Annotated in this window: 2 protein-coding genes; both read right to left on the reverse strand. The window is 42.8% G+C overall.

From position 1 onward, the window contains the following. Nucleotides 1-58 precede the first annotated feature (58 nt). Nucleotides 59-10,144, reverse strand: a complete 10,086-nt coding sequence (locus ACL6C3_RS24720; RefSeq protein WP_413162069.1) for a DUF4347 domain-containing protein — start codon at nucleotides 10,142-10,144, stop codon at nucleotides 59-61. Nucleotides 10,145-10,363: 219 nt separating this feature from the next. Then, nucleotides 10,364-14,374, reverse strand: coding sequence for a CHAT domain-containing protein (locus ACL6C3_RS24725; protein WP_413162072.1), 4,011 nt, complete (start codon nucleotides 14,372-14,374; stop codon nucleotides 10,364-10,366). Nucleotides 14,375-14,603: the final 229 nt, after the last annotated feature.

A 14,603-nucleotide genomic window follows, 5' to 3' on the forward strand; every position in this document is an offset into this window, starting at 1 on the left:
GTATTCAACCGGACTTGATATAAAAAATCTCGAAGAAATAGGGTTTTTGGTGTTTATATTAAACAAAATCTTGTTCATCAAGCAGACTGGGATTAATACCCGGTAACACTGCTAAAAATTCTCCGGTTGATTGAACTTGAATCACGGTTCCGGTGGAACTTGAGGTAATATTTAACTGTTCAAAGGTTAACGGACTGATTAACTCAATCACATCTTGAGTATCGGTAAAATCAACAATAATATCGGCATTTTCTATGGTATTTCCACCCGTTCCAAACCCGATGACAAACGCATCATTTCCCAAACCGCCTGTTAACGTATCCGCACCTTGATCGCCAACTAAGCGATCGTTTCCAAAGTCTCCAAACAGTTGATCGTTCCCCTCACCTCCCCAAAGGCGATCGCTATCTTTGTCACCATAAATAATATCATTTCCCGCATCTCCTCGGATTTGGTCGTCGCCCTGTCCGCCAAACAAAACATCATCGCCGACCTCTCCGCTTAACCCATCGGCGCCGCTTTGTCCGTAAATTAAATCTAAACTTCCTTCTCCCGATAGGCGATCGTTTCCTCGATTTCCAAATAAAATATCATCCAAATCCGAACCGACACCCGTATCATCTAACTCGCTTAAACTGATAACGGCTGCTTCAGAAAAGTTATTTTTTTGTCCGATATTATCATTGTCACTAATAGTAGCAGAAATTTCATCAACTGTCAAGACATCGTAGCGGGAATCCTCGCTATTTACCGAGTGATAAATCGTTCCGGGGTGGAAACTTTCAACGAGGTTATCATCAACAGCAGTCACCGTTATGGTTTGGGGAAGATTCCAGTTAGACGGGGTAAAGGTGAGGGTGCGTTTGTCGGTTTGGAGTTGAGAATTGGGGTTAATGGTAATCTCAACATTCGCCGTCGGTTCGCTATTTAAAACTATTTTATAAACATCATTTCCAAAGCCTTCAATCACATCGGTTCGACGCACGGGTTGAACCACCGAAATTCCCGGTTCTCCGGGGGGTAAAGGTTCGTCATTTTCGATAATATCAACGGTGAGATTTTCGGCGTTTCTTCCATCTATTTTAATCGGAGTCTCGCGATTATAATTAGAATCGTTACTCGAAACCCGATGATTAATGGTACTGGTATGAATATCGGCTTCGACATCTTCATCATCGACGGCTGCGACGGTAACGGTTTGAGGTTCGTTCCAATTTTCGGGAGTAAAAATCAGTTCAATTTCAGTTTCCGCACCGCTTCCCAAATTGACTTGACTATCGGGAGTAACCGTTACAATAACATTTTCACTCGGTTGGCTATTTAAAACAACTTCGTAGGTATCTGTTAAGCCATCTTCGCTAACTTCGGTGCGGTTAGAAGTTTGGGTAATTAAGACTTCCGCGACATCATTATCGGCGAGATTAACAATAACATTGGAAACCTCTAAACCGTCATAATTTTTATCCGCACTTCTAACGGTGTGGCTAATAATTTCGCTGGTTTCTCCCTGTAGAATATTGTCATCTGTAGCGACAATCGTAACCGTTTGAGGAATATTCCAGTTGGTTTCATCAAATTCAATAGCGGGGATGGAATTAATGCGATTACCCGTGTTAAACTCTATCGTAACCGGAACTGCGGGGGGCGAACTTAAAACAATCTCATAACTGGCGGTTGTTTCTCCTTCGGTTATCGAGAGATTGCGAGTATTTATAATAATTTCCGCATCGACATCATTATCTTCGACTTCCACATTAACCGTCCGAACTTGTAAGTCTCGGTAATTTTCATCTTCGCTGATAATGTTATGAGAAATTCCGATAGTTTCATCGCCTTCGGGGATGACATCATCTATTGCTTCAACGGTGACAGTTTGGGGAATATTCCAATTTATAGAATCAAAGGTAATCGGATTAATCGGATTGAGTTGTTCTTGATTAAATTCAAACTCAATCGTTACGGGTAATTGCGGTTGTCGCGTTAAAACCAGAGAATAAGTATCCGTCTCTCCATCTTCAGAAACGGTGATATTTCGGGGGGCGATAGAAACATCAACAATATCATTTTCCGCAATCTCAATATTGACATCATCGAGGATAAACCCGTTATAATTCGGGTCATTGCTGGTGACAACATGAGTAATTAAACTGTTGTGGGTTCTATCTTCGACCAAATCATCATCAACCGCTTGAATTTCTACAGTTTGGGGAACATTCCAGTTGGTTTCATCAAAGGTAATTTCAGTTAAAGGTTCAATTTGATTATCGGTTTCAAATCGAACCGTAACCGGTGCGGTGGGAACGGTGGTTAAAACTAAATTGTAGCTATCCGTAATTCCCGACTCGGTGACGGATAATTCCGTTTGAGAAATATCAATTCTCGCGACTTCATTATCAAAAATTTCGACAGTCGCAGTATTTTGAGTTCCGATTTCTGTCCCCAAACCGGGGTTAACCAACGCCAAAGAAAAAGTTTCATCTTCTTCGAGTAAATCATCCTCAAAAATCGGAACATTCACCGTCGCCGTTTTTTGATTCGCCGCAAACCGGACCGAAATTAAACTATTATCAAAATCTTCCCCCGCTGTCGCCGTTTCTGCGGTTAATTCCACATCGACGGTAGACGCTTGAGACGTATCTCCGGTACGGTTAAGAGTAATTTCGGCGCCAACAATGGTCCCATCTTCATTAATTTGATAATTGGTTTGGGAAAATTCCACCGTTGGGGGTGTATCATTATCAATAATTGTAAGATTGGCGCTACCCGTACCGATGACAATTCCTTCCGAGGGATTTGATAACGTTAACGTCGCCGTTTCCGGACCTTCAAAAACAACATCATCTAAGATGGTAAAGGTCACACTGGCGGTATTATTTCCGTCGGGAATGGTAATCTGAGGACTCGATAAACTGTAATCATTTGAAGTAATTCCAATTCCCGAAACGTCGAGATTTACAGTTTGTTCCCCTTCCACATTCGCATCGGCGGTAAGGGTAACGGTAATGGCGGTGGTATTGGCTTCTTCCCCTGCGGTTAAATCAACCGATAAATCAACAATCGGAACATCATTATCAAGGTTTGTTAGGGAAACATTTTCCGGGTTAAGATTGTTATAATTGAGGTCATTACTAATCGCCGATTCGGTGAGAATTCTGTACTCAATATCCCCGTCAACAAGATTATCATCAACACCCGTCACCGTGACAATTTGCGGGGTATCCCAGTTATCGGGAGTAAAGATTAAACTGGGTAGAAAAACCGCACCTTCGGCGGGATTATCGCTGCTTAAATTGAGGGTAACACTATCAACGGGTTGGGTATTGAGAACCACTTCAAAGGTTGCGGTTTCTCCCGCTTCACTTGTTACCAGTCCGCTGGTTGGACGAACCGTAATTCCTGGGGTTTCGTTATCGGTATTAACGACAGCGATATTATCGGGTTGAAAGCCGTTATATTTGGCATCATTGCTCACGGCTTCGCCCACAATAATAGTATAATTAATGTTACCGTCGGCGATATTATCATCAACACCCGTAATTGTTACCGTTTGCGGAAGTTCCCAATTTTCCGGCGTAAATGTTACCGTTTCCGTCGAAAGTGTTCCTTCTGCGGTGTTGCTGCTGGCGAGATTTAGGGTAACTTCGGCTAAGGGTTGAGAGGTGAGAACCACATCAAAAGTAGCGGTTCCTCCAACTTCGCTGGTGGTTAATCCTGCGGTGGGAGTGATGACAATTTCCGCCGTATCGTTATCGGTATTTGTAACATTAATATTGGCGGGATTGAAGCCGTTGTAATTGGGGTCAGTGGTGAATAAATCCGGCGTGGTAATGATAGTATAACCGATATCATCATCATCAACATCATCATCAACCCCCGTCACCATTACCATCTGCGGAATATTCCAATTTTCGGGGGTAAATGTTACCGCTTCAACCGAAACAATTCCTTCTGTTGTATCGCTACTATCAATTCCAATCGTAACATCATCAATGGGTTCAGTATTGAGGAAAATTTCAAAAGAATCGCTTCCCTCGGCTTCGTTTGTCACCAAACCGTTAACGGGAGTCACGGTAATTCCAGGCGTTTCATTATCGGCGTTTGTGACGCTAACATCTGCGGGGTTAATTCCGTTATAAACGGGGTCATTACTAACCGCTGTATCCGTAATAATAGAATAGGATAAATTCCCATCGGCGATATTATCATCGACGCCGGTAACAATCACAATTTGAGGAACATCCCAATTTTCCGGGGTAAAAATAACCTCAGAAATAGAAAGGCTTCCTTCGTTGGGGTTGCTGCTATTGAGGTTGAGACTAACCTCTGCGGTGGGTTGGGAAGTTAAGACGATTTCAAAAGTAGCAATATCTCCCGCTTCTGTGGTGGTTAGTCCATCGGTTGGAGTAACAATAATTCCGCCTTCATCGTTGTCAAGATTGGTGAGGTTGATATCGGCTAAGTTAAAATTATTGTAAGTTAAATCATTGCTGGTAACGGTTGTATTAATGCTGTATTCAATATTCCCGTCAACAATATCGTCATCAATTCCGGTAACGGTGAAAATTTGAGAATTACTCCAATTTTCCGGGGTAAAGGTTAAGGTTTCAGCCGAAAGATTTCCCTCGTTGGGGTTGGTGTTTTCGAGTTCAATAATAACGTCTGCTGTCGGTTGAGAATTGAGAAGAATTTCAAAATTAACGCTATCTCCCGCTTCGGTTGTAACGGGTTCAACGGGAGGAATTAAAGTAATTCCAACTTCATCGTTATCGAGGTTGGTTAGGGTAATATTTTCTAAAAGAAACCCGTTGTAGTTAACATCTAAACTACTAACAGTTGGGGTAACAGTATATTCAACATTTTCGTCAACAATATTGTCATCTACTCCGATAACGGTAAAGGTTTGGGGAACGTTCCAATTTTCGGAAGTAAAGGTTATCGCTTCCGGGGAAGTAATTCCTTCGTCGGGGTTATTGCTGTTAAAATTCACCGTAACATCTGCTGTCGGTTGAGAAGAAAGAACCAAATCAAAATCAACACTTTCTCCGTCTTCTGTTGTAATTAATTCAGCAGGAGGGGTTACAACAATTCCGACAACATCATCATTTTGGTTGGTGAGGGTAATATCTTCCAACTCAAAATTATTGTAATTAACATCTTCGCTGTTAACCGTTGTGATAATACTATATTGAATATCCCCGTCAACAATATTGTCATCAACGCCGGTAACGGTAAAGGTTTGGGGAATATTCCAATTTGCGGGGGTAAAAGTTAAGATTTCCGCAGAAAGATTTCCTTCGTCGGGGTTGGTATTTTCTAAGTTAATATTAACGTCTGCTAAAGGTTGAGAAGAAAGAACAAATTCAAAATCAACGCTTTCTCCTGCTTCGGTTGTAATCAGTTCATCGGGAGGGGTTAAAGCAATACCCAAAACATCATCATCTTGGTTGGTGAGGGTAATATCTTCTAATTCCAAATTGTTGTAATTTTCATCTAGGCTATTAACCGTTGGGGTAATAATATAGTTAACATCCCCGTCAACAATATTGTCATCAACTCCGGTAACAGTAACCGCTTGGGGAATATTCCAATTTGCGGGGGTAAAAGTTAAGATTTCCGCAGAAAGATTTCCTTCGTTGGGGTTTTGGTTTTCTAAGTTAATATTAACGTTTGCTAAAGGTTGAGAAGAAAGAACAAATTCAAAAGTTGTTGTTTCTCCGGTTTCTGTTGTAATAGGTAAAACGGGAGGAGTGAACAAAACGCCTGCGTTATCATTATCAGCAATGGTTATCGAGGCGGAATTATTGTCTGTCAGCAGATAGTTTGTACCGGGAACTAGATTGATTTGAACGGTTTCTTCCGGGTCGAAAATATTATCATCGACGGTAACAAGATTTAAAGTTGCTGCGGTGATTCCGGGTGCGATTGTAATTGTATTGGGGGTGATGTTTGTAATTCCATCTCCCGCTTCTAACGTATAATCTTCTAGATTTACTGCACTACTTCCATTGCGATTAAAGTCAAGAATTAAAGCTTGGTCAACGGGTTCATCGAGAGTAATAGTATAGGTGGTGGTTCCTCCTTCAGTTGGGGGAAGATTGGCCGCAATACTGACTTGAACCGTTTTGATTAAATTAATCGTTGTTTCGGCAATATTGCTGTTAGAAGTGCCATCGTTAACGGTAATATTAATGATGCGATCGCTTAAATTGGGGTCAAGTGTGGTATTATTATAAACAACCTGAGAAATTGCGGTTTGATAATCGGCGAGAAACGCATTTCCTCGCAGTTGTAATTGTCCGGTTGCAAAATTATAATCAGTCGCCGTAATTCCTGCGGGAAGTAAACCGTTAACCGCTAAACTTTCGTCATTCCCGTTGAGAGGGTTGGTTAAAGTTAGGGTTGCAGAGGCTAAATTTGGGCTATCTGCATCCAGAATTTGAACATCGGTATCCGCCACCGCTACGGCTTCTCGTCCTTCGGTAAAACGGGTACTATAATTGTTTCCCGTTCTGCCGCTATTATCATCTTTATCTAAGTCTAAAACGGGGGCGATATTGGCAGTAATGGGGGTAGAAAATTCGGAGGTATTATTATTAGCATCCGTCGCAGTTGCGGTAATTGAACGTTGGTTATCCAGCAATTCAATATCAAAGTTGGCGGTAAACGGAATATTGCTGGTTGCTGTAATTTCTCCTAAATAAATTCGTCCCTGACGGTCGTTAACGCCGAGTGCTTCATTGGCAAAAAATTGTAGGGTAAAATTAGCACCGGGCGTACTATCAATAATACCTTCGATTTGAATACTGTCATCTTTTAATGTCGCCGTTAATAAATCGGGATAATTTTGTAAAGTATTCGGCCCGGTATCCCCATCTCCAAAATCATTAATACTGATTCCGTCATTGTTTAAATCTATCCCAATTTCTTCAAACGTCTGACCATTATCAAAGATAGAATTGCCGAGAATAGCATTTCCAACTCCCGAGTTAATTGTCACCCCATCTTCATTATTAAAAGCGATAGTATTTCCCCCTTCTTCACCTCCAACGGTATTATTACTGGCATCATTAAACACCAAAATCCCATTTAAAGTATTTCCCAAAGGTGTATTTCCATCGGAAGCGGTTCCAATCCAATTTCCTTGAATGAGGTTATTTGTCGCCGCCAGACCATTAATTTCAATGCCGTTGGTATCGTTTCCAGAAATTAAATTCCCCGCCCCCGGAACGGTTCCGCCAACTACATTATTTTGCTGTTGAAATATCCCAATTCCCGCCCCAGTATTGCCCAAATCTGCGGTTCCCGAAATATTAGTTCCGATGTAATTTCCTTGAATAATATTATCGGAGGTCGTATCCAATTGTACGCCGTTTCGACCATTTCCAGAAACGAGATTGCGAGTTTGCGGCGTGGTTCCCCCGATTAAATTCCCGCTGGTTCCCTCACTCAGAAAAATCCCATCGACTGTATTTCCGAGATCGATATTTCCGGTAACATCGGTACCAATATAATTCCCTTGAACCGTATTATTTCCGCCATTAATTAACCGAATTCCTTCGGCAAAACGGTTAATAACAAAGCCTTTAATTGTACTATTTCCTGCGGTAACAGTTAACCCGCTTACCAAGTTTACAATATTACTCCCATCGATTTCAATTAAGGGTCTATCTATATATCCCGGTTGAGAAGTTGCATCTAAAATCGCCGCATCGGTAACAGCAGGAAGGGGAGTAAGGGGACTAATAGTAAATGTTCCCGTATTGGGGTTAAAACCGGGGTCAGTTTGGGGAATATTAAAGGTAATAATATCAGTTCCTTCTACCCGGTTGGCGGTGTTAATCACCTGTCGCAATGAACCGACACCATTATCATTGGTATTGGTGACAATTAACGAGCGATCGCCGATAATTAAATTAGCACTATTTAAAGTCGTTAAAGCGTAACCCGTTCCCGGTTGTAAGCTAACTTCTATGGTTTCATTGGCTTCGCTAATATTATCAAAAACGGGAATAACATCTAAGGTTGCTGTTGTCGCTCCCGGTGCAATTGTCAAGCTATTAGCGGTCAAGTTGGTAATATTATTACCCGCCGCAAAACTGTAATCAACGTTATTGGTTGCATCGCCGGCAATATTAAAATTAACCGTCAATCCTTCCGGGGGAGCGGGTTGATTTAAACTGATGTTAAACGTTCCGTTGGTTTGTCCGTCTTCAACGGGATTAACTCCCGCTAAAATGGTAAGTGCCGGATCGATAGTCGAGATAAAAATATCAGCAACGCCGTTGGTATCGCCGGGAATTAAATTGTCAGCAAAAGACTCAAAAGCAACTAAATTCCCATCGCCCGAAACGACCGCTTGAAACGAATTTGCATTTGCTTCTTCACCCGCATCGCTAATTGAAATTCGGGTGGTAATTCCATTCCCCTGATCGAAAATTCCATCTCCATCGGGATCGCGATCGTGAACAAAAATATCTTCGACGCCGTTATTATCACCGATCACAAAATTAGAAGCGCTGGAACTAAACCCAACAAATCGACCATCATCTGATATACTGGGTTGAGAAGAGGCTCGATTTCCACCGAAACCGTTGCCATCTACAGAAACCCGATTTGTGAGTCCGGTTTGGCGATCGTAAACAAAGATATCTAAAGCGTTATTATTGTCTCCTTCGACCAAATTATTCGCCAAAGATTCAAAGACAATAAAGCGATTATTACCGGAAATTTGAGGGTCAAAAGAAGCATTATTCGCCTCAACTCCACCCAGTCCTACCGGTAGACGAATGATGGTACTATTTCCTTGGTCGAAAACCCCATTTCCATCGGGATCGCGATCGTGGAGAAAAATATCTCGAACCCCGTTATTATCGCCACCGACGAGGTTATCGGCGTCGGACTCAAACACCACAAACCGCCCATCGCTAGAAATTGATGGGTCAAAGGAATCGTTATTTCCTCCCAGACCAATTCCATTGATGGACATTTGGAAGGTGCGCTGAGTCCCCAGGTCAAAACTCCCGTTCCCATCGAAGTCGCGGTCGTGAATAAAAATATCCCAGGTCCCCAGACCGTTGTCTCGATCGAGGTTATTCGCCCGGGACTCAAACGCTACAAACCGCCCGTCGGGGGTAATGACGGGGTTTCGCGAGGACGCATTTCCGCCGACCCCATTGTTGTTGACTGAAACCCGTGTCGTCGTCTCCGTCTGGCGATCGCGCACGAAGATATCCCATTCGTCGGCGTTGTTGTCTCCGGGGGCGAGGTTATTGGCTTTGGACTCAAACGCCACAAACCGTCCGTCCGGGGTGAGGGCGGGTAAAATTGCATCGGAAAAAGCGCCGGATTGATTGTTACCTTCCTGTCCGAAATTGTTAACAGAAACTCGGGTGGTAATTCCGGTTTGGCGATCGCGAATGAAGACATCGGAAACGCCGTTATTATCATCAGGAACTAAATTATTTGCATTGGATTCAAAGGCGATAAACTGCCCGTTTGTTGAAATTATACCATCTTGCGACCCAAAATTCTGAGGATCGGCTGCGGCCTGTTCCCCTTGAGAATTAATCGAAACTCGTTCAATCGTTAACAGACCCGGATAGTTTTTTTGAACGTTATCCAGCAAGAAAATATCTGAATTAATCCGGCCGATTTTAACGTCTAGTTGCCAATTTCCGCCCCGTTTTAAACAGCCGACGGGGGTACTGGAAGCGGCGATATTGGCGTTTGTGAGTTGATGTAAACGTTGGATAAAGTTTGTATTGTGTTGGGCAAGATTACAACCATACAGCAGAATTTCGGGAACCTTCCACCGTTGAAATAAAGCTTGATATTGTTCTAAATTCTCCGGGCAGAAGTGACGGTTTCCAAAGTGTAAAGTATTCGCCGAACCGTGAGTGATTAAATGGAGACTTTTTACCGAAGTTTTAGCAAGTTTTAGGGCGGTAGTAATTTGTTCAATGGCGTCTTGGTGGGGGTGAAGCACTAAGATTTCCGCACCGGGTTTAACCCCAGAAATCAAGGTGGAAAGATCCAACAAATCCGGCGCAAATATTACTAACATTCCCGCCCCGACCTCGGAGTTCGTTCTCTTTGATTGTTGCAGGTTATGATGATTAATTGTATCGAGAGTAGTCCCTTTCATTTTTTTACTTTCTTTAATTATTTGTTTGATTCTCTATCGATGCAATTCCCTGAACTCCGAATCGATATGACTTTGCTTTTCCGGTATCAAGCTCTATAACTATGTTAGCAAATCCTCCGCGTAAACACCGCAAATTGAGATGTTTTTTAACCTAATTTTGACGGATGAAGTTTCCAACTCATTTCAATTTTTTTTGGTAAAAGTTTCTGAAAATAGAGCTTACCAAGGACTACCAATCACGGTAAAACCCGCCCAATAATAGGGATGACTAAAGATAATATTTCCTTGGTTCATCAGTTCGCTCGGAAGGGAAATTTTCTCATCCATAGTTGCACTCAGCAAATAACCCGACTCAATGGTAATTTCCCCTCTTAACATCGCCAGTTGAGCGGATCGAAACGCCTGAGAAACTGCGGATTTATTGCGGAGTTGATTATAAAATTCGACCATTAATCCTAAAGTTCCCTGATCGGAAACATACCACAAACTGGCTAAAGCAGAAGGCACCCCCGCCTGTACCGCCAATCCCGCAAAACCCAACTCTGCATTTTCATCGCCCACCGCAGTCCGACAAGCGCTTAAAACAAATAATTCAGCCGGGGGAGTCTCCCATTTCCATCCAAAACTTTTTAAGTTATTAATGGTGAGTTGGGTATCCCAAAATTGGATGTAAGAATTGGTCGGATCGCCGGAACTAAATTCGCTATGAGTGGCGAGGTGAATAATATTGTAAGGCTGACTTGTGCGTTGTTTCCTAAAGTTTTTAATGGTAAAATCTTCATTAATAAAGTAATTGCCGCTAATCTCTTGGGTAATAGATTGGACTTCAATGGGAACCGCAGGGAGGGGGGGCTGAGAGAGAAATTTAGAAGCACCCATTGCTAAGACTCGCGGATCGTTGAGGGGGCGATCGCGAATATCCATTAAAGTAAAACTGGGAATCAAACTAAAATTATATTTTTCAACCAAAAACTGTTCGCCATCGTGCAAAGCCGCCAGAGGTAGACTGCGTAAACCCCGATCCATGACAAACAACAAAGTATCGATCTTTTGAGATTCAAAAGCATCTTGTAAAGGAGAAATTATCCACTGATAAAGTTGTTGAGCGAGAGGTTTATAACTCTGGGTATAGCGTTTGCGAGCGTCGGTAATTTCCAATCGAAATTGATTGGTCATCTCGATCAAGTCATCACGATTAACATTTTCAATTGTTTTTTCGATCACATCTCCTTGGGGTGCAATGGCGATTAAAATCAAGTCATTTTGCCGAGAAAAAACATAGACAACTGCGGCTTTTGTTCCGTACTTTTTATCAACTTCGCTGAGATCATTTTGAATCTCACTCACCGAAATCTCCGTTTCAAAAGTGGCGATATTCTTACCCAAATAATTGAGATAATCCAAACTATAAGCCTGTTCAATTTCAGATACAGCTTGTTCAACATTCTCAACATCCAAACTCTCAGTAACATCAGCACGAGCCAATTCAATCCTCTCTTGAGGATTAAACTCAGAAGTTGCCGTTGGACTGATTGGAACCAAATTCTCTCCGGGGTCACTGCGAACTAAAGCAATAGTACCATCTGAATTTTGTTGAACCGTCATTGTACTATTCTCGTCTGCAATTCCACTAATATCTAAAATCGAATTATTGCTAAGAATTCCCCGATTTTCTACGCCTTCGACGGATGAAACCGAGGGATTTTTCCGGTCAACTAATTCGGCTTCTATCACAGTCGTCACCTCCTCCTGTTGTGCGGGAGTTAAAGCCTCACTTTCGGAGGTTCTCGGAACAACAGGCGCCGGATTTTCAGGAGGTTCAACCACCGGAGGCTCAACTACCGGAGGCTGAACCGGGGGCGGCTCAATCGGCGGATTATTAAAATTATTAAAAGGATTTCTTGGGAATTCATTCCCGGGATTATTGGGATTATTAGGAGGATTTACAGGGGTTTCATTCCCCGGAGTATTGGGCGGATTTACAGGGGTTTCATTCCCCGGATTATTGGGCGGATTTACAGGGGTTTCATTCCCCGGATTATTGGGATTATTAGGATTATTAGGATTATTGGGATTATTGGGCGGATTTTCTCCTCTAGGAATATTAGTCGGAGGATTATTAGGCGGATTTATTCCGGGTTCGGTGGGAGGTTCAACGGTCGGCGGTTCAACGGGTTCAGTGGGGGGTTGTTCTGAGGGTAAAGGAGTCGTGCGAATGGTAATATTTCCCTGGGTAAAAACCCCGTCTGTGCTGCGAGGAACTTCAAACCGAGGTGTAATTTGAGCCGAACTACTATTAATACTTTTTGCAGTACCATTCCGGGTGGAATCGCCAATAATAAACGGCGTTTCCCCGCCCCCGTGTTCAATCGTAATTGAACCATCTGTTGAACCATTCTGTGAAGAAATACTGGGGGTATTATCATTAGCAGAAGTTGAGGTTCCCACCCGCAACAAATTATCGGTAATAATCTCAATATTTCCGCCGTCAGAATTAATATTCCGGCTGACAATAATATTATCAACCGCTTGTAAATTAACTTCTCCCCCTTGGCTGTTAATTTGATCGACAACAATGCGACCGGTAGAGTTAAGAATAATCGGCCCGCCTGCGGTGGTCACGCTACCAACCGTGAGATTATTATTACCCGATGCCGGTCGTTCTAAGAAAAACGTCCCTTCAACCGGAGTATTAGAATTAATATTGGGAGAATTGCCCAAATTTCGCACTCCCGAACGTAAAATTAACGCCGGACTACTGCTGAGAATTTCCGCTTCCGGGTCGGCAGAATCAGCCAGATTAACATCGGGAGTGGTAATATTAATATCACCCCCAATAATTGCCCCCGTCGCTTCCACTTTCAACGAGGCACCTTCATAACTTCCAAAAACCACATCGCCGTCGGAATAAATAATCGGGTCGTACAAACTAATAAACGTTCCACCCGCACCCGTCGAGTTGAGAATGCTAAAATTTCCACCCGCATTAAAATGACTATCGCCGGAAATAATTCCATCGCTGGCTAAAGTTAAATTTCCGGTCGCTTGAAAGGGAGCCGACCCCAAAATATTAATCGAATCTAAAGCGAGAATATCAATATTTTGCTGACCAATAATCGTTAAATTTCCCCCCGAAAATGCCGAGAACGGACGGGTCAAACTATCGCGAATTTGCACCGTATTTCCGGCGAGTAAATTCAAGTCGCCTGTGGTTTCTAAAGACCGTTCGGCCAGAATCAGATTATTCGCCGCATTTAAAGTAACCGTTTCCCCCGTTACCGCCAAATTATTATTATTGTTATTGTTGTTATTGTTATTATAATTTCCATTGGTTTGAGGAGCAACAGCCACATCTCCCGCTTGTACAGTTTGACCGGAAGTTAGCACAATTTCACCCCCGGAATTCACGGTCATTCCCGTCGCGGTTGTCGCGCCTCCACCGGTTAAAAGTTCGGGTAAAGATAAAGGAGTTATAGTCGCTTGTTCGCCGATAGAATTGGCGGGAAGCGCCGCAACTTCCAGATTTAATAAATGTCCGGTTTGAGCAATTCGCACCAAATTTTCACCGGGAACCGCTTGTACAGAAATCGTTCCTTCCGGGGCGGCGAGAGTGCCGGTATTAATAACAGTTCCGGCGACAAGCGTTAGCTGTTGTCCCGAATTAACGGCGAGGGAACCGAGATTAACAATAGAGCCTGGATTTTGAGTATCAAACCGAAAACTGTTGGGAGTTCCGACCAAGTTTGACCAATTGGAATTTGAGCTAGTATTAAACCAATTATTCGCCCCAAATCCGATTCCGTTAGCCGTCGTTGCGGTAAAAGAAGCGGGAACATTTAAACTCGCATTTGCACCGAAAATAATCCCCGCCGGATTCATCAAAAACAGGTTAGAATTTCCGCCTGTAACTTGAATTAAACCGTGAATAATAGAAGCATCGCCCCCAACCACTCGCCCTAAAATGTTGCGAATATTAGGATTAGATAAAAAATTGGCAACTTCGCCTTCGGAAAGGTTAAACTGCTCGAAGCTATGAAAGAGATTTTGACCGTCTCCGCTTAGAGAACCCCCGTTAATTTCAAACTGGTTTCCTTGGCGGTTAATAACGGTTCCGGTTCCATCTTGGGCGGGAGTAATTGTACGAGTTTGAGCGTCAGCGCCAGAGAGGTTCACGCTCACGAGAGTGAAACTTGTCAATAGCAAAGTTAAGCGATTAAAATTCGCTTTCATCGGTAGACCTCCTGGTTGATCAGTGTTAAATGCCCTAGACGCTCCCGATCTATCCTCATCCCTCTACCATTCTATCTATCCTGTCGGAAGATGGCGGATTTTTTCATATAAATATGATCTTCGGTTGATTAATTTTCTGATAGGGGCGAACAACAGTCAACAAGTACCGTGCAGTTATCACCTGACCAATGACCAGTGACCAGTGAAAACAGTGAACAGTTCTACTGTT

This window comes from Capilliphycus salinus ALCB114379, from assembly GCF_047276495.1.
Lineage (GTDB): Bacteria > Cyanobacteriota > Cyanobacteriia > Cyanobacteriales > Microcoleaceae > Capilliphycus > Capilliphycus salinus.